Origin of the sequence: Acrocarpospora phusangensis, assembly GCF_016862995.1 — a bacterium.
GTDB lineage: Bacteria > Actinomycetota > Actinomycetes > Streptosporangiales > Streptosporangiaceae > Acrocarpospora > Acrocarpospora phusangensis.
Window position 1 is genome coordinate 59908 of record NZ_BOOA01000040.1, and the last position, 24205, is coordinate 84112.

At 72.2% G+C, this 24205-nt stretch carries 19 protein-coding genes; 10 read left to right on the plus strand and 9 right to left on the minus strand.

Annotated features, from left to right (window positions below; all coding sequences use genetic code 11):
• Window positions 1-12 precede the first annotated feature (12 nt).
• From Aph01nite_RS23600 to Aph01nite_RS23610, 3 genes are all read right to left on the minus strand, one after another.
• The gene (locus tag Aph01nite_RS23600) at window positions 13-978 is read right to left on the minus strand and encodes an alpha/beta hydrolase (protein ID WP_204043146.1); all 966 of its coding nucleotides are present in this window, start codon (window positions 976-978) and stop codon (window positions 13-15) included.
• A 128-nt stretch (window positions 979-1106) separates the two neighbouring features.
• The gene (locus Aph01nite_RS23605) at window positions 1107-1907 is read right to left on the minus strand and encodes a class I SAM-dependent methyltransferase (RefSeq protein ID WP_204043147.1); all 801 of its coding nucleotides are present in this window, start codon (window positions 1905-1907) and stop codon (window positions 1107-1109) included.
• Window positions 1908-1955: 48 nt separating this feature from the next.
• Window positions 1956-2450 (minus strand): helix-turn-helix domain-containing protein, encoded by a 495-nt coding sequence (locus tag Aph01nite_RS23610; protein ID WP_204043148.1) that lies wholly within the window; start codon window positions 2448-2450, stop codon window positions 1956-1958.
• Between the two features lie 375 nt (window positions 2451-2825).
• On the opposite strand from Aph01nite_RS23610, the gene Aph01nite_RS23615 reads away from it, so the two are divergent.
• On the plus strand, window positions 2826-3425 hold the full coding sequence (locus Aph01nite_RS23615) for a helix-turn-helix domain-containing protein (RefSeq protein ID WP_204043149.1): 600 nt from the start codon (window positions 2826-2828) through the stop codon (window positions 3423-3425).
• Window positions 3425-4651, plus strand: coding sequence for an MFS transporter (locus tag Aph01nite_RS23620; protein ID WP_204043150.1), 1227 nt, complete (start codon window positions 3425-3427; stop codon window positions 4649-4651). The genes Aph01nite_RS23615 and Aph01nite_RS23620 overlap by 1 nt, the downstream gene beginning before the upstream one ends.
• Here the strand turns inward: Aph01nite_RS23620 and purF are convergent.
• A complete protein-coding gene (gene purF, locus Aph01nite_RS23625) occupies window positions 4557-5981 on the minus strand; it encodes an amidophosphoribosyltransferase (protein ID WP_239161911.1) in 1425 nt (474 codons plus the stop codon). The genes Aph01nite_RS23620 and purF overlap by 95 nt on opposite strands.
• Before the next feature lie 193 nt (window positions 5982-6174).
• On the opposite strand from purF, the gene Aph01nite_RS23630 reads away from it, so the two are divergent.
• Window positions 6175-7158 carry an asparagine synthetase A gene (locus Aph01nite_RS23630; RefSeq protein ID WP_239161912.1) on the plus strand — a complete coding sequence of 328 codons (984 nt, stop codon included), beginning with the start codon at window positions 6175-6177 and terminating at the stop codon, window positions 7156-7158.
• Window positions 7155-7823 (plus strand): response regulator transcription factor, encoded by a 669-nt coding sequence (locus tag Aph01nite_RS23635; protein WP_204043153.1) that lies wholly within the window; start codon window positions 7155-7157, stop codon window positions 7821-7823. The genes Aph01nite_RS23630 and Aph01nite_RS23635 overlap by 4 nt, the downstream gene beginning before the upstream one ends.
• 6 nt (window positions 7824-7829) lie before the next feature.
• On the opposite strand, the gene Aph01nite_RS23640 is transcribed toward Aph01nite_RS23635, so the two are convergent.
• From Aph01nite_RS23640 to Aph01nite_RS23655, 4 genes are read right to left on the minus strand one after another with little or no spacing between them, the layout of a single operon-like run.
• The gene (locus tag Aph01nite_RS23640) at window positions 7830-10928 is read right to left on the minus strand and encodes a non-ribosomal peptide synthetase (protein WP_204043154.1); all 3099 of its coding nucleotides are present in this window, start codon (window positions 10926-10928) and stop codon (window positions 7830-7832) included.
• An 8-nt stretch (window positions 10929-10936) separates the two neighbouring features.
• Entirely contained in the window at window positions 10937-14389 is a 3453-nt protein-coding gene (locus Aph01nite_RS23645; protein ID WP_204043155.1) for a non-ribosomal peptide synthetase, read from the minus strand.
• Window positions 14386-14604, minus strand: a complete 219-nt coding sequence (locus tag Aph01nite_RS23650) for an MbtH family protein (RefSeq protein WP_204043156.1) — start codon at window positions 14602-14604, stop codon at window positions 14386-14388. Before Aph01nite_RS23650 ends, Aph01nite_RS23645 begins: the two co-directional genes overlap by 4 nt.
• Window positions 14582-15859 (minus strand): glutamate synthase-related protein, encoded by a 1278-nt coding sequence (locus Aph01nite_RS23655; protein WP_204043157.1) that lies wholly within the window; start codon window positions 15857-15859, stop codon window positions 14582-14584. The genes Aph01nite_RS23650 and Aph01nite_RS23655 overlap by 23 nt, the downstream gene beginning before the upstream one ends.
• 209 nt (window positions 15860-16068) lie before the next feature.
• Here Aph01nite_RS23655 and Aph01nite_RS23660 point away from each other — a divergent pair, with 209 nt between their 5' ends.
• Genes Aph01nite_RS23660 through Aph01nite_RS23675 form a run of 4 tightly spaced genes read left to right on the plus strand, consistent with a single transcriptional unit; the run spans window position 16069 to window position 20961 of the window.
• The gene (locus tag Aph01nite_RS23660) at window positions 16069-17232 is read left to right on the plus strand and encodes a LeuA family protein (protein ID WP_204043158.1); all 1164 of its coding nucleotides are present in this window, start codon (window positions 16069-16071) and stop codon (window positions 17230-17232) included.
• Entirely contained in the window at window positions 17229-19016 is a 1788-nt protein-coding gene (locus tag Aph01nite_RS23665) for a non-ribosomal peptide synthetase (protein WP_204043159.1), read from the plus strand. Before Aph01nite_RS23660 ends, Aph01nite_RS23665 begins: the two co-directional genes overlap by 4 nt.
• Window positions 19013-20245: a cytochrome P450 gene (locus Aph01nite_RS23670; protein WP_204043160.1), complete on the plus strand. Its 1233-nt coding sequence runs from the start codon at window positions 19013-19015 to the stop codon at window positions 20243-20245. The genes Aph01nite_RS23665 and Aph01nite_RS23670 overlap by 4 nt, the downstream gene beginning before the upstream one ends.
• The gene (locus tag Aph01nite_RS23675) at window positions 20242-20961 is read left to right on the plus strand and encodes a thioesterase II family protein (RefSeq protein WP_204043161.1); all 720 of its coding nucleotides are present in this window, start codon (window positions 20242-20244) and stop codon (window positions 20959-20961) included. Before Aph01nite_RS23670 ends, Aph01nite_RS23675 begins: the two co-directional genes overlap by 4 nt.
• 64 nt (window positions 20962-21025) lie before the next feature.
• Here the strand turns inward: Aph01nite_RS23675 and Aph01nite_RS23680 are convergent, their stop codons facing one another.
• The gene (locus Aph01nite_RS23680) at window positions 21026-22021 is read right to left on the minus strand and encodes a TauD/TfdA family dioxygenase (protein ID WP_204043162.1); all 996 of its coding nucleotides are present in this window, start codon (window positions 22019-22021) and stop codon (window positions 21026-21028) included.
• A 162-nt stretch (window positions 22022-22183) separates the two neighbouring features.
• On the opposite strand from Aph01nite_RS23680, the gene leuC reads away from it, so the two are divergent.
• Together leuC and leuD are read left to right on the plus strand one after the other, a co-directional pair.
• On the plus strand, window positions 22184-23560 hold the full coding sequence (leuC, locus tag Aph01nite_RS23685) for a 3-isopropylmalate dehydratase large subunit (RefSeq protein WP_204043163.1): 1377 nt from the start codon (window positions 22184-22186) through the stop codon (window positions 23558-23560).
• An 11-nt stretch (window positions 23561-23571) separates the two neighbouring features.
• Window positions 23572-24180 (plus strand): 3-isopropylmalate dehydratase small subunit, encoded by a 609-nt coding sequence (gene leuD / locus Aph01nite_RS23690; protein ID WP_204043164.1) that lies wholly within the window; start codon window positions 23572-23574, stop codon window positions 24178-24180.
• Window positions 24181-24205 lie beyond the last annotated feature (25 nt).

Here is a 24205-nt window from a genome sequence, read left to right on the forward strand (position 1 = left end):
CTCCAGGTGAGGCTAGGCGCCGAGGATCCGCCGCAGCCACCTCAGCCGCGCCGCCTTCGCCTCCTGCGAGATCGCGGCCTGCGGCGCCATCATGTCGAACCCGTGGAACCCGCCGGGCCACACGTGCAGTTCGGCCACGCCGCCCGCCTGCCAGATCCGCGTGGCGTACGCGACGTCCTCGTCCCGGAACGTCTCCGCCGAGCCGACGTCCACGAACGCGGGCGGCAGGCCCGACAGATCGGTGGCCCGCGCGGGCGCCGCGTACGGGGACACGTCGGGCCCGCCGCGCCGGTCGCCGAGCAGGGCGGTCCAGCCGGTGTCGTTGGACGTGCGATCCCAGACGCCCAGGCCCGCCATCTGGTGGCTGGAGACGGTGTCGTTCCTGTCGTCGATCATCGGGCAGATCAGCATCTGGCCGATCAGGCCAGGGCCGCCCCGGTCGCGGGCCAGCAGCGCGACGGCCGCCGCGAGCCCGCCGCCCGCGCTCGCCCCCACCACCAGGATGCGCTCGGGGTCCACGCCGATCTCGTCGGCGTGCTTTGCCGTCCACACCAGGCCGGCGTAGCAGTCCTCGACCGGCGCCGGGTGCGGATGCTCGGGCGCGAGCCGGTACTCCACCGAGACCAGGGCGAGCTTCAGGTCCACCACCATGTCGACCATCTCGGTGGGGATGAGCCGGTTGTCGCCCATGATCATGCCGCCGCCGTGGATGTGGTACAGCGCGGGCAGCGTCGCCTCCTCGCCCGCCGGGCGCAGCACGAGCAGCGAGATGTCCGGCTCGCCCTCGGGTCCCGGAACGGTCAGCTCCCTGACGTCGATCGCGCCGCCGCGGCTGAGATCCTCGCCCAGCCCGGCGAAGTCCGCCCCGCGCAGCGCGGGCAGCGTCTCCAGCGTCAGGGACGGCGGAACGAACTCCGCCATCACGGTCAGCGCCGCGGCCAGCTCCGGATCGAACGGCGGCGGGGTCGGTACGGTCATGAGGGCTCCCGGATGTCGATGGTGTTACGCGCGGCTGACATCACCGCCTACCAGCATCGTGATCCCGCCTCCGCCTCCCCATCGAGCGCCATGCGGCGGGAACCACCCGCCAATTGGCGGGAACTCACTCAGACGGGTTCCGCGCGGACCCATCCCCGGTCATGGGCCAGGAAGCCGGTGATCGTCAGTCCGGCCGCGTTCAGGGACTCCTCCAGGAAGTCGTCGTCGAGGCGCCGGCCGAGGAACGTGTGAGTCCAGGTGCGGTCGTTCACGGTATAACGCATGGTCGCGCCCAGCAGATCGGGCCCCGGGCGCCGGATGTCGGTGACCGCCACCTTGTGGCCGTCGGCGGTGACGCGCTCGCCGGGCGTCACCGTGTCGTACCACTCCGGCGGCTGCCTCTGAATGATCACGCAGCCGTTCCCGGCCACATGCCGGCGGCAGCTCCGCAACAACGCCGGCCGCGCCTCGTCGCCAGAGATCTCCAGCACGTACGACATCAGCAACACGACGTCGAAGACCTCCGGCAGCGCGAGATCCTGGATCGTGGACGTGATCGTTATCGCGCCCCTGATGTGCTGGAGCATCTCAGCGGACTCGTCCACCGCGACGACCTCATGACCCAGCTCGACCAGTCCGCGGGTGACCCGGCCGGTACCCGCGCCCAGTTCCAGAATGCGCGCCCCGGCGGGCACCGCACCGTGGATCAGCTCGGGTTCACCTCGCGCCTTGAGTAACGCGTAATAGTCGACGGCGGACCCGTCCGGCGCGATGGTCCCCGGCCCGGTGCCGTGATTCGAGGGCTGAGCAGTCATGGGGTCGTTTTGCCCCGGTTTGCCATGACCTAACAGGCGTGGAGCGCGTTCGCCGTACTCGTCGAGCCCGGCCAGTACCGAGCGCGTGGCTTCGGCCGGCAGGTCGTCCAGCACAGACAGAATCCCCGCCCCCGAACCCCCCTGACGCGGCGGTCTCACCGATCAGGGGTAGTGTCCCGGCCGCCAATCACGGGAGGGCGATTCGGAGTAGGCGTCGGAGTAGTCGCGCTCCAGGAACGCCACACTGTGGTCCACCGTGACCAGCCGCCAGCCCTCCTTCGCCGCCTCGTTCAGCGCGTCGGCGCCGTCGTCGTCCGCCACCGCGAGCGCGTGGCCGCGCAGGCGCAGGGTCTTGTACTCGAACAGGTGTTCCCGGCCGAATCCCTGGACCGGGGCGAAGAAGTCGTGGTCGAGATCGTGCTCCTCGTACGGGCGGTCGTGGGCCGACCGTTCCAGGATGGTGCGTTCGTGCTCGTCGATGCGGAGCGCGTCCGCCAGGAGTCGTACGGTCGTGCGGCGCGGATGTTTGGCGCGCCCCTTCTCGAGATCGCGGATGGCGCGGGCGCTGATCGTGGAGAGATCGGCGAGTTGCTGCTGAGTGATCCCCGTCCGCCTTCGGTAGCGCAAGAGCAAGGCGGCGAATTGGCGGGTGCTCATCGTCCTCCCATTTCCCCGGTTTATGGATCTCACTTTCTTCTGGTTGCAGCCGGACCGAAACGCTCTTCCCGCTTATCAACCAATGGTTGAAAACCTGTCAGGAATCCATGATGGAATACGCGCGCAGACTTGCGCAAGAGACCTTGCGCAAGGTTAGGTGCTCGATTTTCGATTACCTGGAGTGACAAACCGCAGGTGAGGCCATGCGAAAGGGCGCTCACGGCGCTGGATCCGGGCTGGTCGGCGAGGTTCCCGATGGGCCCAAGCGTGGACTATAACAAAACAATAACTATTGAGCAAGACATGTTGTGTAACTCATGGTAGTTCTTTAGGGTGAAATATAAGTGAACAAAACGGCCCGAGGTGAGTGCGGAAATGAGCGACCGGGAAACGACCAAGGGAGTCGAGAACGTCACCGCACTGAAGGCCTTCGCCCATCCGCTGCGCATTCGCCTTTACTACGCCCTGCGCAATGCGAGAGTGGCCACGGTCTCCTATCTGGCGAACGCGGTCGAAGTCCCCATCGCCCAGGCCAGTTACCACCTGAAACAGCTCAGCCAGCACGGATTCATCGAACCCGCCCCGCAGTACGCGCGCGACGCCCGCGAGCGCTGGTGGCAGCTGAGCAGTCAGCGCCTGCGCTGGGATGCCTCCACCGTCCTGGACGAACCGGAGGCCGCGGGTGTCGCCGCCATGATCAAGAACAGCGCGGTGCGGGAGCAGTACCGGCTCATCGAGGAGTTCAACGAGAGCGGCGACTGGGACACCGGATGGCTGGACGCGGCGTTCATGGTGGACGTCACCGTCGACCTCACCCGCGCCGAACTCGCCGGCATGCACGCGGAGCTGATGGCGGTGGTCGAGCGCTACACGGCCCTGTCCAGGAGGCGGTCGTCGACCCAGCCCGAGGTGGAACGGGTGATGTGCGTCATGCACGGGTTCCCGGTCAGACGCGCGACCGGCGGTGACACCTGATGAGCCCTCACCCGTTACGTACGCGGGCCCTCTTCCTGCTCTGGCTGGCCAGCTTCTGCACCGAGGCAACCCGCTGGGCGCTGCTCATCGCCCTCCCGCTGTACGCGCTGTCCATCACCGGCTCCGCCCTCGTCACCTCCACGGTCGCCATGCTCGGCCTGCTGCCGAGCCTGCTGCTCACCCCGCTGGCCGGAATCCTCGCCGACCGGTGGAACCGCTCCCGCTTCATGGCCGTCCTGACGGTCTCCCGGGCGCTCCTGCTGCTCCCGCTGCTGCTCGTGCAGGACGGCGACCGGTTGTGGATCGTCTACCTGGTCGTCGCGGCCGAAGCCGGGCTCACCGCGATGTTCGAGTCGGTGAAGAACGCCATGGTGCCGTCGGTGGTGGAACCCGGCCAGCTGGTCACCGCCAACGCCGCGATCAGCCTCAACAGCAACCTGGGACGCCTGGTCGGCAGCCCGGTCGGCGGGTTCGTGCTGGCCTGGACGGGACTGCCCGGCGTCGTCGCGGCAACCGTCACGCCCCTGGTCGTCACCGTCCTGCTGGTGCTGGCGCTGCCCGGCGCCAAGACCAGGACGGTCGCCCGGGCCGTCCCCGCCTTCTGGCGAGGCGCCTCGGCCGGGCTCAGCCTGATCGCGCGCACCCCGGAGCTCCGGGCCGTCGCCGTGGTCCTCGGCCTGCTGTCGCTCGCCCAGGGCCTGTTCGTGATCTTCTTCCTCCTGTTCGTCACCGACGTACTCGGCGCCGGCGAACCGGAGGCCGGCCTGCTGCGCGGCGTACAGGCGGTCGGCGGGCTGCTCGGCGGCGCGCTGACCGGCTACCTGGCGCGCCGGCTCGACGTACGCCGCCTGACGGCCTACAGCCTGCTCGCCTTCGGGGTGGTCAGCCTGGCCATCTGGAACTCCGCCGCGCTGACCTCCGCGATCTGGTTCTACGCGGGGCTGTTCACGCTGAGCGGCGCGCCCTCCGTCTGGGTCATGGCCGGCTGGCTGTCGGTGGCGCAGGAGGCGACCCCCGACGAGCTGCGCGGACGGGTCATGAGCGCCATGTTCGCGCTCTCCGACGGGGTCCAGGCGATCGGCCTCATGCTGGCGGGCGTGCTGGCCGGCCTGCTGCCCATGCCCGCGCTGCTCAACGGGCAGGCGGCGGTGTTCTTCCTGGCGGCGGCACTCTTCTGGCGGATGCTGGCGCCCCAGCGGGAACGGTCGTCGGATACGAGCCGGTGAAGCAGCCCATGCAGAGCGAGGGCTCGCCGCCCACCGCCTCGCGCATGCCCTCCGCGGAGAGGAACTCCAGCGAGTCGGCCCCGACGTGCGCGCCGATCTCCGCCGCGCTCATGCGGTGGCCGGCCAGCTCCTCCTGGGAGCTGATGTCCACCCCGAAGTAGCACGGCCACGAGATCGTCGCCGAGGCGATCCGCACGTGCACCTCGGCCGCGCCCGCCCGCCGCAGCAGCGCCACCGCCTGCCGCATGGACGTGGCCCGCACCAGCGAGTCGTCCACCAGCACCACCCGCCGCCCGCGCACCACCTCGGGCACCGGGTTCAGCTTCAGCCGCACGTCGTCGCGCCGTCTCCCGTCACCCGGCCGCAGGAAGGTACGGCCCAGGTAGTGGTTGCGCACCAGCCCTTCGCCGTAGTCGATCCCCGCGGCCCGGGCGTAGCCGAGCGCGGCCGGCCTGGCGGTGTCCGGCACGGGCACCACCACGTCCGCGGCCACCGGCGACCGGGCCGCCAGCAGGGCGCCGAAGGCCTGCCGTACCTGCTGGACGCGTCTGCCGCCGATCAGGGAGTCCGGCCTGGCGATGTAGACGTGCTCGAACAGGCAGGTGGCGGGGGGCGCGGCGGCGAAGTGTTCCGAGCGCAGGCCGTCCTGGTCGATGACCAGGAGCTCGCCGGGTTCGACGTCGCGCACGAAGTCCGCTCCGGCGGCGTCCAGGACCGCGCTCTCTGAGGCGACCATCCAGCCGCCGTCCGGCAGCCGGCCCAGGCAGAGCGGCCGGAACCCGTGCGGGTCCCGCGCGGCGCAGAGCAGCGAGCGGGTGGCCAGCACCAGGCAGTACGCGCCGTGCACCCGGCCCAGCAGCTCGCGCAGCGCCTGGGCGGGTGGTTCGTCCCGGCCGGCCAGCTGGTCGGTGAGCACCTGGGAGTCGCTCTCGCCCTCCCGCTCCCGCGGCCCGCCCGTACGCAGATAGCCGACCCCCCGCCGGTTGAGCGAGCCCCGGTCGATCCGCAACACGTTGCCGTTGTGCGCCAGCGCGAAGTGCTCGCCCGCCCGGGTGACGCCCACCAGCGGCTGCGCGCCGGCCACGCTGTCCCCGCCGGCCGTGGGGTAGCGTACGTGGCCGATGCCCACCCGGCCCGAGAGTTCCTCCAGCGAGCCCTCGCGGAACACCTCGGTCACCAGGCCGGCGCCGCGCAGTGTGCGCAGCGCCACACCGTCGCCCACCGTGACCCCCGCCGACTCCTGCCCGCGGTGCTGCGCCGCCAGCAGGCCCGCGTAGACGGCCCACGACACCGGCCCTTCCGGACGCCAGACGCCAACGACTCCGCACATCGCCATCTCCTCGGAATATCGATCATCTCATCGATTAAATCCCGCGGACGGTGCACCGCCAGCGGACGCGGGGAAACTGCCGCAATGGTGCCGATAGAAGTGCCGAATGGCCTGGAAGGGCGATCGTAATATCGGCGTTATCTACCACAGGCGATTTCTGGGAGCAGATCAGATGAGTCATCCTGCCGTCCCAATGGCCGATCGGCTACCGCCGGGGCCCCGCGCTCACCTCACCTCCGCCAGGACCAGGACGATCCTGCGGATCCAGGACCGGATCCTCGCGCTGGCGCGGGAGCACCTGCACGGGGAGGGATTCGTGGAACTCCTCCCGCCCGTGATCGGCCCGGTCACCGATCCGGGCATCCGCGGCGCCAAACAGCTCGACGTCGACTTCTACGGCCACCGCTACAAGCTCATGACCAGCGCCTTCGTCTACAAGCAGGCGTCACTGCTGGCCTTCGACAAGATCGTGTACGTGGCCCCCAACGTACGGCTGGAGCCGCTGGAGACCGCCTCCACCCACCGCCACCTGGCCGAGTTCCACCAGCTCGACATCGAGGTGGCGCACGCCTCCCGGGAGGACGTCATGGCGCTGGCCGAGCGCCTGATCGTCCACGTCGTGGGCGGCCTGCTGGACTCGATGGAGGAGGAGCTGGCCGGGCTCGGCCGTACCCGCGCCGACTTCGCGTCCCTGCTCACCAAGGCTTTCGCGCGGGTGCCGCACCCGGAGGCGGTGGCCGATCTGATCGCGGGCGGGCACCGCCAGGACCCCGGTACGGAGATCGACTGGACGGCCGAGCGCATCCTGTCCGAGCGGGCGGACGGCCCGGTGTTCGTCACCGACTACCCGAAGGGCTCGCGCTGCTTCCTGGAGCGCGAGGACCCGGACCGGCCGCGGATCCTGCGGACCTTCGACCTGCTCATGCCCGAGGGCTACGGCGAGGTCATCAGCGGCGGCGAGCGGGAGGCCGACTATCCGCTGCTGATCACGCGCATTCGCGAGACGGGGGAGAACCCCGCGAAATACGGCTGGTATTTGGAGGAGGTGAAGAAAGGCATACCCCCGAGCGCGGGTTTCGGTCTGGGAATACAGCGATTCACCCGCTATCTCGCGGGCGCGGAATTCGTGTGGGAGGCCGCGGCCTTTCCCAAAGTGCCGGGCGTGGTCTCACCATGACGATGATCGTGGCGGGTGGCGCCGAGCCGCCCCGCGTGCTGCTGGCCGACAGCGACCCGATCTCCCGGCACGTCCTCGGCGGCACCCTGCGCGAGGCCGCGGAGCTCGACCTCATCGCCGCCACCGACAGCCGCCGCCCGGTGCGGGAGTGGCCGCTGCGGGAGGCGGACCTGGTCGTCATCGTGGCCGGGCCGAGGGAGAACCACGTGCGGCTGGTCCAGGAGCTGACCGGCGAAGGCGTACGGGCGCTGCTCATCGGGGTGGACTGGACCAGGCACAGCATCGAGGCGGCCTTCGCCTCCGACGTCTGCGGCTGCATCAGCAAGGATTGGGCGGTCACCGACCTGGTGGCCGCCGCCGTCGCCGCGGCCTCCGGCTACGTCGTCCTGTCCCCCGACCTCGTCGGGATGTGCGTGCAGGTCAAGCCGATGTCCCCGGTGGGGGCGCTGGAGAGCAGGCTGCGCGCGCTGACCGTGCGGGAGCGCGAGGTGCTCACCCTGCTGGCCGAGGGCATGACCACGGCCGAGGTCGCGCGCCGGCTGACCGTGTCCCGGGCCACCGTGAAGAGCCACGTGTCGCACGTGCTGACCAAGGTGGGCGCCCGCAACCGCATGGAGGCCGTGCTGCTCATGCGCTCGGCCCTCGGTTGCGGGCTGGACCCCTGACATTCCTCATCCCGGTACGGCCAGCCGCTCGGCCAGCGCCGCCACCGTCGGATGCCGGAACAGCGTCGCCACGCTCAGCTCGACGCCGAGTTCCGCCCGGGCCCGGCTGACCAGCCGCAGCGCCAGCAGGGAGTGCCCGCCGATCTGGAAGAAGTCGTCGTCCACCCCCACCGAGGGCAGCTTCAGCACCTGCGCGTACAGCTCGCAGAGCGCCTCCTCGCGCTCGTTCGCCGGCTGGCCGGCGCCGATCTCGGCCGCGTAGTCGGGCGCCGGCAGCGCCCGCCGGTCCAGCTTGCCGTTCGGCCCGATCGGGAAGTGCTCCAGGACGACCAATGCGCTCGGGCGCATGTACTCCGGCAGCCGCGCCGCCAGGTGCCGCCGCAGTTCCGGCAGCTCCAGGGCGGCGGGGTCGGCCGGGATGAGGTAGGCGATCAGGCGGTCGTCCCCGGACCCGTTCCCGCCGATCAGCACCCTGGCCCCGGCGACCTGCGGGTGGCCGGTGAGCACGGCCTCCACCTCGCCGGGCTCGATCCGGAAGCCGCGCAGCTTCAGCTGGTCGTCGGCCCGGCCCGCGAACTCCAGCACGCCCCGGCCGGACCAGCGGACCAGGTCGCCGGTGCGGTACATGCGCCGTCCGGGCGGGCCGTACGGGTCGGCGACGAAACGTTCGGCGGTGTAGGCGGGCTTGGCCAGGTAGCCGTGGGCCAGGCCGGCGCCGGTCAGGTACAGCTCGCCGATCATGCCAGGAGGGACCAGCTGGAGGTCGTCGTCCAGGACGTACATGCCCTTGCCGGCCACCGGGCGGCCCAGCGGGATCACGCCGCGCCCGGCGTCCGCGGCGGTGATCGGGTGCCAGACCGAGACCATCATGCATTCCAGCGGCGAGTACGCGTTGACCACCCGCAGCCCCGGATGCTCACGCGTGATCCGCCGGATGTGCGGCACGGAGGCCGCCTCGCCGCCGGTCAGCAGCTGGGTCAGCCCGCCGAGAAGGCCGGGATGCTCCTCGACCAGGAAGTTGAGCAGGCTGGCGGAGAAATGCGCGGTGGTGACGCGATGCTCGGCGAGCAGCCGGGCGATGGCGGCCGGGTCGGGGGTGGGGCCGGGCTGCAGCACGCACGTCCCGCCGGTCAGCAGCGGGCCGAACAGCTCGAAGGCGAAGGCGTCCCACGAGGTCGGGGAGGACTGCAGGACGACGTCTCCCGGGGCGAAAAGGGCGAAGTCCCCGGCGGCCAGGGTGGTGGTGATCGCCCCGTGGGGCGCGATCACCCCTTTGGGCCGGCCCAGGGAGCCGGAGGTGAACATGACACAGGCCGCCTCCTGCGGGCGCGTGTCCGGCAGAGGAGCGGGCACGGCACCGTCGATCCGGGCCCGGTCGCCGTCCAGCCGGAGGATCTCGGCGCCGGGTGTGTCCAGCCGATCCGCCAGCGCCGAGACGGTGACGATCAGGGGCGCCCGCGTGCCGGTCAGGGACTGCCGCAGCCGTTCGGTGGGGAAGCCGGGGTCCAGCACCAGGTAGGCGCCGCCCGCTTTGAGCACCGCGAGGATGGCCGTGACCAGCTCTGGCGAGCGCTCCAGGTGCAGGCCCACCCACACGCCCGCGCGTACGCCCCGGGACAGGAGATACCAGGCCAGGCGGTCGGCGCGCTCGTCGAGTTCGGCGTAGGTGAGGCGTTCGTCCTGGAAGATCAGCGCCGTGGCGTCCGGGGTGCGGGCGGCCTGCCCGGCGAAGGCGTGGTGCACGCAGGCGCCGGCCGGGGCGGCGAGCGGCGCGCCCGTCCACTCGGCCAGCAGGCTTTCGCGCTCGGCCGCCGCCGGCGCGGTCAGGTCGCGTACGGCCGTGCCGGGCGCGGTCGCCAGCGTCTCCAGGACGGTGGCGAGCCGGCGGACCCAGTCGGCGGCCTGGTCGCGGTCGAAGACGTCGGGTCGGAAGTGCAGCCGCAGTTCCAGCCGCCCGGCGGGGACGCCGACCAGGGTGAGCGGGTAGTGGCTGCTCTCCCGTAGCGCGACCCCGCCCACGGCCGGTCCGCCGTCGGGCGAGTCGAAGGCGTAGTCGCTCATCGGGAAGTTGTCCATCGCGACCGTGGTGTCGAACAGATTCCCGTTCATGCCGATCGCCCGGTTGATGTCGGGCAAGCCGAGGTGGTCGTGCTCCATCAGTCGCAGGCGCTGCCGCTGGATCTCCTGCGCCACCTCGCGCAGGCTGTCGCCCGGCCGCAGCCGTACCCGTACGGGGACGGTGTTGACCAGCATCCCGATCATGCCGTCCGAGCCGGGCAGGCTAGCCGGCCTGCCGCTCACCGTGCTGCCGAAGACGACGTCGTGCTGCCCGGTGAGGTGGCTCAGCAGTACTGCCCAGGCCGCCTGCACCGCCGTGTTCACGGTGATCCCGCATTCCCGCGCGCGGGCCGCCAGCGCTTCGGTCAGGTCCTGTGGCAGCACGGCCGCTGCCATCTCCTGGTCGGCGTGGGCCGCCGGTGACCTGCCCGCCTTCTCGGCCAGGTGCGTGGGGCCGGGCAGTCCCGCCAGTTCGGTACGCCAGCGCATCTGCGCGTGGGTCCTGTCCTGGCCGTTCATCCAGGCCAGGTAGTCACGGAAGGCCGGGGCGGGTGGGAGCTCGCGGCCGCCGTACAAGGCGAGGAGCTCGTTCAGGAGCAGGGCCATCGACCAGCCGTCGATGACGCAGTGGTGCGCGGTGACGACCAGGCGATGCCGGTCGCCGCCTTCGCGGATCAGCAGAAAACGCACCAGGCTCGCACTCTCGATGTCGATCCCACGCCGCCAGTCCGCTTCCAGCTCGGCCTCGGCGCCTCCCGGCGCTTCCGACAAGTCCACTTCTGTCCACTCCGGTACGGCCATGGCGTGAACCACCTGGACGGGGTCGCCCGAGGCGCGGAAGTGGAAGCTGACGCGCAGGTTCGGATGACGTGACAGCAGGGTCCTGGCGCACTCCCGCAGCCTCGCCGCGTTCAGGGGACCCGACAGGGGCACGGTGAACTGGGCCACATAGAGGCCGTGTGAGTCCTTGTCGAACATCGAGTGGAAGAGCAGGCCCTCCTGCAACGGGGAAAGCGGGAGGACATCCACCATGGGGGACGTGGGCATGCGGGCTCCTAGCGCTTCTGGAGTTCGGCGTGGATCCGATCCAGCTCCGCCCGACTCAGCGAGATCATCGGCTGGTCGGCGTCGGCCGGACCGGTGGAGGGACGGCCGCCGGCGGTGGGGCCGGAGTCCGCCGGTTCCGTGTGGAGACGGTCCCCGGCGGTGGAGGTGTCGTCGGCCGGGTCCCTGTCGGGGCGGCCGTCTCGGGCGAGGCCGGCGGCTCGCCCGGCCAGGGCGGCGAGCATGTCGCGCCAGCGTCCGGCCAGCGCTCTGGCCTCCGCTTCGCTTCCACTGCCGGCCCAGGTCCAGGTGGCGCTCAGGACCGGCCCATGGGGGCGATCGTGAACGACGACGTCGACCTCGATGGCGTGTGCGGCGGGGAGTCGCGCCGCAGCGCTGCCGCCCCCGTCGCTCTCGCCGCCGACGCCGCCGTCGAGGTCGTGGCCGGCATCGTCCATGGCCACGTCGTGGTCGGGGTCCAGGGACCAGTCGGTCCCGCCGCCGGTGGCGAAGCGGCCCAGATAGTTGAAGCCGAGCCGGGGCGCGCCACGCCCGCCCAGCAGCCGGGCGCCTTCCGGGTCGAGATAGCGGAGCAGGCCGTAGCCGAGCCCCTTGCCGGGGAGCAGGCTCAGTTCCCGGGCGACCTCGGCGACCGCGCCGGTCAGGTCGGAGGGGTCCACGGTGGGCAGGCGCACCGGGTAGACGCTGGTGAACCAGCCGACGGTACGGGTGAGGTCGAGCCCTTCGCGCAGTTCCTCCCGGCCGTGGCCCTCGACGTCCACCAGCCCTTCCCCGGGCGCGGCCAGCGCCAGCGCGGTCAGCAGCACCGTGTGCAGGTCGGTGCCGAGGGCTGCGGGGGCGAAACCGGCCAGCGCCACGCCGAGCTCGCCGGGCAGCGTGACGGTGAAACGCCCACCCGCTGGTGGCTGCGGCCCGGCTCCGGCCGGGCTCCGGCCGGCCCACCAGTCCAGCTCGCCGGTCACCCGCCTGCTGAGCGCGGATTCGGCCAGCACCCGCGACCAGGTCCGGAACGATGTGGGCACCGCCGTCGGTGACCGGCCCGCCCAGGCGGCCTCCAGATCAGAACGCAGAATGCGCCAGGACACCCCGTCCACCGCCAGATGATGGACGACCAGCGCCAGCCGCCCCTGCCGCTCCCCCCGATCGAACCAGATCGCTTGAAGCACGACACCGTCACGTGGCGACAACCGCGCCCGGGCCTCTCGCAACCCCTCCCGCACCAACTCGGCCAACCGGCTCCGGCCCGGCCCATCCGAGCCTGGCTCATGGCTCCCTCCGGTCACCCAATCCAGCGCCGCCGGCGGGATGTGGTCACGCTGATCCGATCCTGGTTCGTGGCCTCCTTCGGTCACCCGATCCAGCGCCGCCGGCGGGATGTGGTCACGCTGATCCGATCCTGGTTCGTGGCCTCCTTCGGTCACCCGATCCGGTGCCGGGTGGATCGCGGGATGTCGGGCGTCGGTGGCGTCTACTCGCCTCACCTCGATGGGGGTAGGCGGCGGCACGTGGAGCGTCCAGGTGTCCGGGTCCGTGCGCAGGCGCAGCATGCCGTGGGCCCCGACGACCTGGCGGAGGCATTCGGTCAGCCGCTCCAGGCGGGCCCCGGCCGGGGTGACCAGGACCATCGACTGGCTGAACCGGTCGACGGGCCCGCCGCGCTCGCGCAGCCAGTGCATGATCGGCGTGAGCGGGACCTCGCCGAGGCCCTCGTCGTGACCGGCGGTCTCCGCGTCGGCGGCGCACGCGCGGGCGGCCAGTTCCGTGATCGTCCCGGCGGCCAGCACGTCGGCGGTGCTCAGCCGCAGCCCGGCCGCGCGGGCGTGGCCGACCACGCGCATGGCCGAGATGCTGTCGCCGCCCAGCGCGATGAAACCGTCGGCCGCGCCCACGCCGGTCAGGCCGAGCACCTCGCCCACGACCTGGGTGAGCAGCGTCTCGCGAGCGTCGCCTGCGGGCCCGCCGGAACCCGTGCGGACGGGAGAGGGGGGAGGCAGTGCCGAACGGTCCAGTTTGCCGTTGGCCGTGAGCGGGAAGTCGGCGACGCGTACCAGCAGGGCGGGGACCATCTGCTCGGGCAGTCTGGACCGCAGGTGTTCGCGCAGCTCAGGCTCGCGCCAGGCACCGGCGGCGTAACCGATCAGGCGGCCCTCGTGCATCAGCACGGCCGCCTGGGCGACCTCGGGGTGGGCGGCCATCACGTTCTCTATCTCGCCGGGCTCGACCCGCACGCCGCGGATCTTGACCTGGCGGTCGGCGCGGCCGACGTACTCCAGGGCGCCGTCCTCGCGCCTGTTCGCCAGGTCGCCGGTGCGGTACAGGCGCGCGCCCGGGGGGCCGAGCGGGTCGGCCACGAAGCGTTCCGCGGTGAGGGCGGGCCTGCCCAGGTAGCCGCGGGCGAGCTGGATCCCGCCCAGGTAGAGTTCGCCGACCTCGCCGGGCGGCAGCGGCCGCAGCCGCTCGTCGAGCACGTGGGCCTCGGTGTTCCAGACCGGGCGGCCGATCGGCACCGAGCGAGGGTCGCGGCCCGGCACGCAGTGCCAGTGGGTGACGTCGACCGCGGCCTCCGTCGGGCCGTACAGGTTGTGGAGGTCCGCGGGGAGCAGGTCGTGGCAGCGGTCGCGCAGGGCGACCGGCAGGGCCTCGCCGCTGCAGATGACCCGGCGCAGGCTGCCGCATCGGCCCGCGGTGCCCGTGGTGAGGAACTCACGCAGCATCGAGGGGACGAAGTGCGCGGTGGTGATGCGCTCGTTCTCGATCACCTGGGCCAGGTAGGCGGGTTCGCGGTGGCCGCCCGGCCTGGCCAGGACCAGGGTCGCGCCGGTGACGAGCGGCCAGAAGAACTCCCACACCGAGACGTCGAAACCGGCGGGGGTCTTCTGGAGGACCCGGTCGTCGGGGCCCAGGCCGTACTCGGCCTGCATCCAGCGCAGCCGGTTGACGATGGCCTCGTGCGGCACGACCACGCCCTTGGGCCTGCCGGTCGAGCCCGAGGTGTAGATGACGTAGGCGGCGTCGGCGGGGTCGGCGGGGTCGGGCTGTACGGTCCGGCCGCCCAGGACGCCGACGGGGGCGGCCTCAACGCCGACCGGGGTCGTCTTGGCCGGCAGTTCCCGGACTCGGTCGCCGTCGAGGACGCGGACCGGGGCCGCTTCGGCGAGCATGTCCCGGACCCGGTCGGCGGGGGCGTCGGGCTCCACCGGCAGGTACGCCGCGCCGGACTTGAGGACCGCAACCAGCGCCACGACCAGCTCCAGCGAACGGTCCAGGCGCACCGCGACCACCCGCCCCGGTCCCGCGCCCGACGCGGCCAGGCAAGCGGCCAGCATGTCCGCCCGCTCGTGCAGCTCCGCGTAGCTCAGCTCGGCCCCTTCGAACCGGACCGCCACGGCGCCGGGCGTGCGGGCCGCCTGCGCCGCCAGCATCCCGGTCAGCGTCGGGCTCACGGCGAATCGCTCCCGTGCCGGGCCACCAGGCTGGCGGGCCGCAGGTCGGTCCAGGTGGCCTCGACGTAGTCCAGGCACGCCTGCCGGCTGTCGTCGCCGAACACCGCCGTCCACCCGGCGGGCACTGGGATCGCCGCGGGCCACAGCGAATACTGCCGTTCCTCGTTGACCAGGACGCGGTAGATCGCGCCGTCATCCTCGAAGGGGTTGGCCATCTCGCGTTTCTCCTCTCCGGCCGGGCGTCGCGACGCCCACGTCCTCCAGGCTCAGGTCGCGCGGGCGGTACTTGCCGAGCGCGCTGATGAGCAGCCGCATCTCGAAGTCCAGGCAGTCGGCCAGCCGCCGCAGCCCCCGCACGGGGTCCTCGTCGGCGGCCAGCAGCGCCGCCCGGCCCAGGCCGACCGCGCGGGCGCCCAGGGCCAGGCATTTCACCGCTCTGCTTCCCTCCCACACGCGGCCGGTGGCCAGCAGGCAGGAGGGGCGGCGGCCGATCGCGGCCAGGCAGTCGGCCAGCGGCAGGCCGACATGGTCGAGGAAAGCGGTGGGAGCCCAGCCGGTGCCGCCTTCCGCGCCGTCCACGGTTACGGCGTCGGCTCCCGCCTCCCAGGCGATCTCGGCGGCCTGCCGTACGTCCCGGCCGGGGTGGAGTTTCACCCAGACTCTGGCACGCGGGTAGTTGTTGCGCATCAGGTGGATCTGCTGGCGCAGGATCTCCTCGGTGTAGGTGCCGGGGGTGCTGCTGCGCAGCAGCCGGTCGGCGTCGCCGAAGGCCGGGTCCACCGCGTAGTGCCGCGACACCGCGGCCGCCGCGCTCGCGGGCAGCACGGTCATGCCGCCGAGGCCGGGCTTGGCGCCCTGGCCGACCTTCAGCTCGAAGGCGAGCCGCCCCGACTCCAGGAACGGCCGCGCCGACGGGTCGCTGTAGACGAGGTTCCACACCTCGGCGTCGGCGTCCTCGGTGCTCTGCTGCACCACGACCCCGCCGGTCCCGTCGGCCAGCTCGTCGCCGTACGCCCGGATCCGCCCGAGCAGCGACTTCGGCGGCTCGGGGCCGAGCCGGCCGTAGCCGATGAGCGGGACGATGTTCTCGCCGATGACCATCGGCACGCCGAGCGCGCCGGCCTGGCGGCTGACGGCCAGGCCGAGGTCGGCGCGGGCGGCCTGGGTGGAGCCGAAGGCCGGCACGAACACGGGGAGCGGCGAGCGGAAGCCGCCGATCTCGGTGTCCATCTCCACGTCGCTGTAGAGCGGCTCCCGGCCGAGGTCGATGAGCTTCTCCAGGCGCCGCGGCATGAAGATCGGCGGCACCAGGCGCATGGCGTCGATCGGGTCGCCGCCGGCCCGTCCGGACGCGCCGAAGACGAGACGCCCGTAGCCGGTCAGCGGCGGGAAGGCGCGGGCTCTGCCGTGCCTGGCCCGGTCCCGTACGTCGGCCTCGGGGAACCCGGGCGCGTGCAGCGGAGAATTCATCGCATTCCTCTGCTGGCGGTCGATTTATGTACAGCACGATAGGCGCGGCCCGCGCGGCGGCCCGGAACTTGCCGGGGCAGAAATGCGGCAGTTTTCTCGACCCGGGGTTGAGGAAGTTCGTTCCGCGATTGATTGACACTGTTCCCGCGCCCATGGCTCGATGAATTCACGCGACGAATTGCCGCGACGCGCAATGGGAGGACAATGCTGTGGAACAGCGACGAGTTTCGATATTCGACACGACGCTGCGCGATGGCGAGCAGGCGCCGGGAAACGCGATGACCCCCGAGCAGAAGCTGGACCTCGCGCTCAGGATCGAGGCCCTCGGGGTCGACACCATCGAGACGGGCTTCCCCGCCTCCTCGCCCGCCGAGGCCGAGGCCACCAGGATGATCTCGCGGAGCCTGACCAGGGCCCGGTTCACCACGTTCTCCCGGGCGCTGCGGCAGGACGTGGAGGTGGCCGTGGCCGCCGGCGGCATCGAGAACCACGAGGTCCAGATCCTGGCCACCGCCAGTGACCTGCACCTGGAGCGCAAGCGGCGGATCACCCGCGCCGAGGCGGTGGACGAGATCACCGACACCGTGAAGTTCGCCGCCGCCACCGGCGTGCCGTCGGTCTCGGTCGCGCTGGAGGACGCCTCGCGCGGGGCCGACGACCTGCTCCACGCGCTCGTCGACGCCGCCGCGGGCGCGGGCGCCACCTGCTTCGCGGTCGGCGACACCTCGGGCTGCCTGACCCCCGCCGAGTACGGCGAGCTGATCGCCAAGATCCGCGCCTGGGCGCCCCCGCACGTCCAGGTCTTCACCCACTGCCACGAGGACTTCGGCCTGTCGCTGGCCAACACCGTGGCCGGGCTGCAGGCCGGCGCCGACGGCGCGCAGACCACCGTCGGCGGCATCGGCGAACGTGCCGGCAACACCGCCATGGAGGAACTGGTGGCGCTGCTGACGTACAAGAACGAGCGGTACGGGCTCTACACGGACGTGGACCCGGCCGGCATGTACGACGCCTACAGCGCGCTGCGCCGCCACATCGGCCTGGCCCAGCCTCGCAACAAGGCCATCTTCGGCGCGTACGCCTTCGGCACCGCGGCCGGCATCCACCAGCAGGGCGTGCTCCGCGATCCGTCCACGTACGAGTTCGTGGAGCCCGCCCGGTTCGGCCGCACCCGGTCGATGCTGATCGCCCGCCACTCCGGCCGTTCGGTCCTGCGCCACCTGCTCGACCAGCTCGGCGCGGAACTCGACGAGGGCTGGGTGGACGAGCTGTACCGCAGGCACATCACCGACAGGCCCGGCGGCGACTGCGAGGACATCTCCGTGCTCCGCGCCCGCCTGGCCGACGAGCTGCGACTCACGGGAACACGATGAACCCCGACACGAACCCCGACACGAACCCCGAAACGGGCGCACGGACGCTGACCGGCTTGTTCGCCGCCACCGTGGCACGGCACGGCTCCCGGCCCGCCGTACGGGACGCCCGGCGGGCCCTGACCTATGCCCGGCTCGACGCGCTCTCGTCCGACCTGGCCGGACGCCTGGCCGCCGCCGGCGTACGGCCCGGCGACCACGTCGCGCTGCTGCTGGATCGGGGCGCGCCCACCTTCGTCGCCCTGCTCGGCGTGCTCAAGGCGGGGGCGGCCTACGTGGCCGTCGAGTCCCGCTACCCGCGGGCCCGCAAGGAGATGATGCTGCGGAACTCCGGCGCCCGGCTGGCGCTGGTGGAGCCCGGCGGCCCAGACGCCACCGCGGGCGGCCTGGCGGCCTTCCCGCTCGACCTGGACGAACTCCGCGACGATGCCCCGGCGGCGGCGCCCGCCGCACCCGGGCCCGGCGACGCCGCGTGCGTGCTGTTCACGTCGGGCTCGACGGGCACGCCCAAGGCCGCCGTCCTGGAACACCGCAACCTGGTCTTCTTCGCCGCCAACCCGTCGCTGCCCCGGCTCACCCCGGAGGACCGCGTGGGCCACGTGTCCAGCGTGTCCTTCGACGCCTTCCACTACGAGACGTGGTGCGCGTTCGCCGCCGGGGCCGAGGTCGTCACGCTGGGCACCATGCCGGAGCTGATCGGCGGCGACGTCCAGCGTGAGCTGCGCCGTACCAGAGTGACGGCGATGCTGGTGCCGAGCATGGCGCTCAACCACATCGTGCGCGAGGACCGCAACGCCTTCGCCGGGCTGCGGGTGCTCTGCACCGGCGGCGACGTGATCTTCCCCGCCACCTGCCGGGACCTGCTCGCCGGCGACTTCGCCGGAGACCTCTACAACCTGTACGGTCCGACCGAGGCCACCACGGCCTGCGCCGCCCACCACGTGACCCACGTCCCCGCCGACGCCGTCTCGGTCCCGATCGGCCGGCCGCTGGCGGGCGCCGAGATCCTCCTGCTCGACGAGGACCTGGCCGAAGTGCCCGCCGGCCGGCCCGGCCAGATCTACATCGGCGGCCCCGGCCTGGCCCGCGGCTACCAGGGCGGCCCCGAGCTGAGCGCGCGCAGGTTCGTCACCGTCGGCGGGCGGCGCTTCTACGCCAGCGGCGACCTGGCCAGGCGGGACGGGAGCGGGCTGCTCGACTTCCACGGCCGCGCCGACAACCAGGTCAAGATCAGGGGCTACCGGGTGGAGCCGGAGGAGGTCGAGCGCGTGCTGGCCCGCCACCCGGAGGTGCGCGACGCCGTCGTGATCGCCACCGGCGGCGGGCAGGACCGCCGCCTGGCCGCCTTCGTCGAGCCGCACCGGCAGCTGCCGCCCAGGAACCTGCGCGAGTACGCGGCGGGCGAGCTCCCCGAGTTCATGGTCCCCGCCTCGTTCATCCAGCTGGACCGCATCCCCGTCAACGACCACGGCAAACGGGACCTGGGCCGGCTGGCCGAGCTGCTCGACGACCAGACCCGCCGGGAGGACGCGTGGGTGAGCCCCCGCGACGAGGTCGAACGGTACCTGGCGGGCCTGTGGGAGGAACTGCTCTCGGTGGAGCGCATCGGCGCGGCCGACGACTTCTTCGCCCGCGGCGGCAACTCGCTGCTGGCGTTCCGCATGCAGCAGCGCATCAAGCGCGAGCTGGAGGTGCCGCTCGGCGCCCGCGACGTGCTCACCCACAGCGAGCTCAACCGGCTGGCCGACCTGATCAGGACCCGCGGAGGGGTGGTGCACGCATGAGCATGGCGGCGGACGCGACCGGCCTCGTCGACCTCACCGACCTCGACACCTTCGTGGCGCAGCGCCACCACGCGCTGCTGGCCTGGCTGCGCCGCCACCGCCCGGTGCACTGGAACGCCACCGGGCCGGGGGAGGGCTTCTGGGCGCTTACCCGCTACGACGACGTGGTGGCCGCGTACGGGGACCACCAGTCGTACAGCTCGGCCGGCGGGGCCATGCTGGGCGGCTCCTACCGCAGCGAGGCCGACACCTCCTCCGGCCGCATGCTGGTGGCCGCCGACCCGCCCCGGCACCGGCTGCTGCGCCAGCGCATCCACCAGGTCTTCGGCCCCGCCTACGTGGCGCGGGTACGCGCCCGGGTGGAGGCGCTGGTGACCGCCGCGCTGGAGCGGGCGGTCCGCGACGGCGGCTGCGACTTCGCCGTGGACGTGGCCCCCGAGCTGCCCGCGGGCGCGCTGATGGAGATCATGGGCGTCTCGCACGAGCAGGCCCACCACCTGATCTCGCTGACCCGGCGGATGATCGGCTTCCGGGACCCGTTCTACGTGGACGTCGAGGGCGACGACCGGCTCCGGCTGGCGGTGCTGCAGGCGGAGATCTTCGAGTTCTTCGACGACGTCCTGCGCGGGCGGGCCGCCGCGCCCGGCGACGACCTGCTGAGCGTGCTGGTGGCCACCCGTGTCAACGGGCGGCGGCTGTCGGAGGAGGAGATCTACTACAACTGCATGAACGTCGCCGTCGGCGGCAACGAGACCTCCTCCTATAGCGCCTGCGCCGGGGTGCTCGCGCTCGCCGAGAACCCGGACCAGCACGCGCTGCTCCTGGCCGACCCCGGGTTGCTGCCCACCGCGATCAACGAGATCCTGCGCTGGAGCTCCACCAACGCGTACGTGCAGCGGGTGACCACCAGGGAGGTGACGGCCGGCGGCGTACGGCTCCCGGCCGGCGCCTCGGTGACCCTCTGGAACGTCTCCGCCAACCGGGACGAGACGCGGTTCCCGCAGGCCGACCGGTTCCAGGTGACGCGCTCGCCCAACCGGCACCTGTCCTACGGCTCGGGCATCCACCGGTGCGTGGGCGCCCCCGTCGCCCAGGTGGAGCTGCCGGCCGTCTTCGGCCATTTGATCTCCCACCGGCTGCGTTTCGCCGTGGCAGGCTCGATCCGGCGGCTGCGCTCCAACTTCATCCAGGGCATCACCAGCCTGCCGCTCACCCTGGAGGGGCCATGACGGCCGAGCCGCGGCTGCGGGTGCTCATGTTCCATCACGCGGGCGGGTCCGGCCTGTCGTACCTGTCGCTGGCCGGGCGGCTGCCCGGCTGGTGCGACGCGCGGCTGTTCGAGCTGAGCGGCCGGGGCATGCGGGAGGACGAGCCCTTCGCGCCCGACTACACGGCGGCGGTGGCCGGGCTGCTGCCGCATGTGGTCGAGGCCCTGGACCGGCCGGCGGTGCTGTTCGGGCACAGCCTGGGCGGCCTGATCGCGCACAGCGTGGCGTGCGCGCTGCCGCCCTCGGCGCTGGACCTGCTGGCCACGGTGGTGGTCTCCTCGGCGTACTCGCCGATGGAGGCCGCCGGGATGGCCCGCCATCCCGGCGCGCCGTTCCAGGTCAGGACCCGGAACCAGCTGCTGGCGGAGCTGCGCGGGCGGGGCGGCTGCCCGCCGGAGACGCTGCGCGACCCCGACTTCGTCTCCTACGCCCTGCGCGTGCTCGGCCACGACCTGCACCTGGCCGACACCTACGTGCCCGCCAGCGGCGCCGTGGCCGACTTCCAGGTCTGGTACGGCGGCGAGGACCCCTACCTCACCGCCGAGCAGGCGAGGGACTGGGTCGGCGCGGTGGCCCGCCCGCCGTTGCTGCGGGCCTTCCCGGGTGGTCACTTCTACCTCACCCAGCGGCCCGAGGCCGGGCAGGCCCTCGCCGAACTGGCACACAGCCTGTCCTGAACAAGCGGGAGGGGCGAGCGGTTCGCGCTCGCCCCTCCCGCTTGTCTCCCTCCCGCGTGTTCTCTCAGTCGGCCACCAGGCCGGGCACGCCGTTCAGCCACCGGCCCTCCAGCCTCTCCAGCGCCTCCGGGTCGCGGAAGGCGTAGGTCTTCAGCAGCCACCGGGTGCGGGCCCGCTCGCGGTCCACGATCTCGATCCGGTCCCGGCTGTGCAGCCCGTCCTGGTTGGCGAATACCAGCAGGTCGCCGCGGCTCAGCCGATGGCGCTGCTTGCCCGCGCGGACAAGGGCGTTCTTCATCGAGATGAGCGCGTCCTTGGCCTCGGGCGGGGCTTCCGGCAGGACCGTGGTCACCGTGTCCACGTACCGGAAGCTGTGCCCGTTCTCCAGGATCGGGTGATCCTCTGAGACGGTCTGGCGGGTGTTAGTGTCGCGCGAGTACACGTCGAACGGCGTGTGGAAGTACGGCTTGCGCAGCGTCTCCTGCTCCTGGACGGCCAACTCCGCCAGGAGGCTCGCGCCGCTCACGAACGTGGTGTAGATGACCTCCTCCTCGGGGCAGCGCATGCCGAGCAGCGAGATGAAGTCGGCCCGCGCCCAGTGGGCGGTGCGGTCGTTGTGGAACACCAGCTCGCTGTCGCTGAAGCCGGTCTGCTGGCCGCTGTAGCGGCTGATGGCCACCACGTCGGTGAAGAAGTCGCCGTTGTTGCGGCTGCCGTACGCCATCAGGGGGGTTCCGCAGAGGCCCGCGAACAGGGCCAGGAAGGCCTCACCGACGAAGGTCCGCTTGCGCGCGTACTTGTCGCCGATCGGGTCCTCGTCGCCGAGCTCGGGCACGACCTCGTCGATCGGGCAGTCGCGCAGCGCGTGCACGTCGGAGACGCCGGACTCGCGTTCGGCGCGGATCCGCGCGCAGACCTCCCGGAAGTAGGCCGGCGCGGGCAGGGCGGCCACCTCGGCCGCGAACGAGGGGTAGTCGTCGTACGGGTTGGCCCGCACGGAGCCGAGCAGGCCGGCGAGTTCGGCGCGTTCCGCGCCGCTGAATTCGTAAAAAGGCTGCATGCCGAAAATCCTAAAAGCTCGCGAATAAGTGTCATCGGCCCATGGGCCCAATGAACTCCACCACCGGACCAAATAGATAGGCGACTGGATTATTGACCGTTTCCGCGCGTTCCTGATTCGCTGGCTCAAATGCTGCCGTCGTGGAATTCGAGGTGACCGGGCGTGGCCGAGACGCTGGCCGGAAAGATCTGGCGGACCCACACGGTACGGTCCGGCGGTGCCGGCGACGATCTGCTCTACATCGACCTGCAGTTGCTGCACGAGGTGAACTCACCGCAGGCCTTCGACGGGTTGCGGGCGGCGGGCCGCCGGGTGCGCCGCCCCGAGCTGACGGTCGGCACCGAGGACCACACCACGCCCACGCGGTCCGTGCACGCCCTGGACCCCGACCCCGCCCGCCGCCGCCAGCGTTCGCTGATGGCGGCCAACTGCGCCGAGTTCGGCATCCCGCTGCACCGCCTCGGCGACCCCAGCCAGGGCATCGTGCACGTCATCGGCCCCGAGCTGGGCCTGGTCCGGCCCGGCATGACGATCGTGTGCTGCGACTCCCACACCACCACGCTCGGCGCGTTCGGCGCGCTGGCGTTCGGCATCGGCACCAGCCATTCGGAGCACGTGCTGGCCACCCAGACCCTGCCGATCCGCCGCCCCAAGGACATGGCCGTCGTCGTGGACGGCCGGCTGCCCGCCGGGGTGACCGCCAAGGACCTGGTCCTGGCCGTCATCGCGCGGACGGGCGTGGCGGCGGGGCACGGGCACGTCGTGGAGTACCGGGGGCAGGCCGTCGCCGACCTGTCCATGGAGGGGCGCATGACCCTGTGCAACATGGCGATCGAGATGGGCGCCAGGGCCGGGCTGGTCGCCCCCGACGAGGTCACCGCCGCGTACCTCGGGGACGCGACCGCGGACGACGAGGCGTACTGGCGGGAGCTGCGCACCGATCCGGGGGCGCGCTTCGACCAGGAGGTGCGGGTCAGCGCGGCGGGCCTGCGGCCGTACGTGTCGTGGGGCACCAATCCGGGGCAGAGCGTGCCCATCGACGGGCGGGTGCCGGATCCGGCCGCACTGGCGGACCCCGGCCTCCGGCAGGCCGCCGAGCGCGCCCTGCGCTACATGGGCCTGCGTGCCGGCACGGCGGTGCGGGACATCGCCGTGGACGTGGTGTTCCTCGGCTCCTGCACCAACGCGCGGATCGAGGACCTGCGGGCCGCCGCCGAGGTCCTGGCCGGGCGGAAGGTCGCCGCCGGCGTGCGGATGGTGGTCGTGCCCGGGTCGGCGAGGGTGCGGCGGCAGGCCGTACGGGAGGGGCTCGACCGGGTGTTCGCGGCGGCGGGCGCGGACTTCCGCGCGGCGCCCGGCTGCTCGATGTGCGTGGCGCTCGGCGAGGACCGGCTGGAGCCGGGGGAGCGGGCCGCCTCCACCACCAACCGCAACTTCGAGGGCAGGCAGGGGACCGGGGCCCGCACCCATCTGGTGTCGCCGCCGGTGGCCGCCGCCACGGCCGTCGCGGGCACTCTCGCCGCACCCTCCGACCTGTGAGCGAGGACGCCATGACCCCTTTCCGTTCGCACACCGGGACCGCGGTGCCGCTGCGCCGCCGCGACGTCGACACCGACCAGATCATCCCCGCGCGTTTCTGCACCAACCCGGCGAGGACCGGCTTCGCCGGCGGTCTGTTCGCCGACTGGCGCGCCGAGCCTGGCTTCGTCCTCAACGACCCCCGTCACCGGGCCGCCACCGTGCTGGTCGCGGGGGAGAGCTTCGGCACCGGGTCCTCCCGCGAGGCCGCCGTGTGGGCGCTGCTCGACTACGGCTTCCGCGTGGTGGTCGCCCCCTCCTACGGCGACATCTTCCGCGCCAACTCGCTGATGAACGGCCTGGTCACCGTGACCGCGCCGGCCCCGGTCGTGGACCGGCTGCAGCGGCTGAGCGAGGCGGGCCACGCCGAGGTCACGGTGGATCTCGAACGGCGGGAGCTGCGCGCGCCGGGGATCGTGCACCGATTCCCCTTCGACGCCGACTGGCGTGACCGGCTGCTCAACGGACTGGACCCGATCGCGGCGACGCTTCGGCACGAGGCGGAGATCGCCGCCTACGAACGGGCCCGCCGTCCCACCCCGCGGACCACGGAACCGAGGATGACGCATGCGGCACTTTAGATACGCCCCCGCCCCGGTGGTGGGG

Excerpts from the sequence above, each read along its gene's own strand:
- Aph01nite_RS23670 (WP_204043160.1), top strand. The coding sequence starts at position 19,013 with ATGAGCATGGCGGCGGACGCGACCGGCCTCGTCGACCTCACCGACCTC.
- Aph01nite_RS23650 (WP_204043156.1), bottom strand. The coding sequence starts at position 14,604 with ATGGCCAACCCCTTCGAGGATGACGGCGCGATCTACCGCGTCCTGGTC.
- purF (WP_239161911.1), bottom strand. The coding sequence starts at position 5,981 with ATGTGCGGAGTCGTTGGCGTCTGGCGTCCGGAAGGGCCGGTGTCGTGG.
- Aph01nite_RS23600 (WP_204043146.1), bottom strand. The coding sequence starts at position 978 with ATGACCGTACCGACCCCGCCGCCGTTCGATCCGGAGCTGGCCGCGGCG.
- Aph01nite_RS23655 (WP_204043157.1), bottom strand. The coding sequence starts at position 15,859 with ATGAATTCTCCGCTGCACGCGCCCGGGTTCCCCGAGGCCGACGTACGG.
- Aph01nite_RS23630 (WP_239161912.1), top strand. The coding sequence starts at position 6,175 with ATGGCCGATCGGCTACCGCCGGGGCCCCGCGCTCACCTCACCTCCGCC.
- Aph01nite_RS23640 (WP_204043154.1), bottom strand. The coding sequence starts at position 10,928 with ATGCCCACGTCCCCCATGGTGGATGTCCTCCCGCTTTCCCCGTTGCAG.
- Aph01nite_RS23665 (WP_204043159.1), top strand. The coding sequence starts at position 17,229 with ATGAACCCCGACACGAACCCCGACACGAACCCCGAAACGGGCGCACGG.
- Aph01nite_RS23620 (WP_204043150.1), top strand. The coding sequence starts at position 3,425 with ATGAGCCCTCACCCGTTACGTACGCGGGCCCTCTTCCTGCTCTGGCTG.
- leuD (WP_204043164.1), top strand. The coding sequence starts at position 23,572 with ATGACCCCTTTCCGTTCGCACACCGGGACCGCGGTGCCGCTGCGCCGC.
- Aph01nite_RS23680 (WP_204043162.1), bottom strand. The coding sequence starts at position 22,021 with ATGCAGCCTTTTTACGAATTCAGCGGCGCGGAACGCGCCGAACTCGCC.
- Aph01nite_RS23610 (WP_204043148.1), bottom strand. The coding sequence starts at position 2,450 with ATGAGCACCCGCCAATTCGCCGCCTTGCTCTTGCGCTACCGAAGGCGG.
- Aph01nite_RS23675 (WP_204043161.1), top strand. The coding sequence starts at position 20,242 with ATGACGGCCGAGCCGCGGCTGCGGGTGCTCATGTTCCATCACGCGGGC.
- Aph01nite_RS23615 (WP_204043149.1), top strand. The coding sequence starts at position 2,826 with ATGAGCGACCGGGAAACGACCAAGGGAGTCGAGAACGTCACCGCACTG.
- Aph01nite_RS23635 (WP_204043153.1), top strand. The coding sequence starts at position 7,155 with ATGACGATGATCGTGGCGGGTGGCGCCGAGCCGCCCCGCGTGCTGCTG.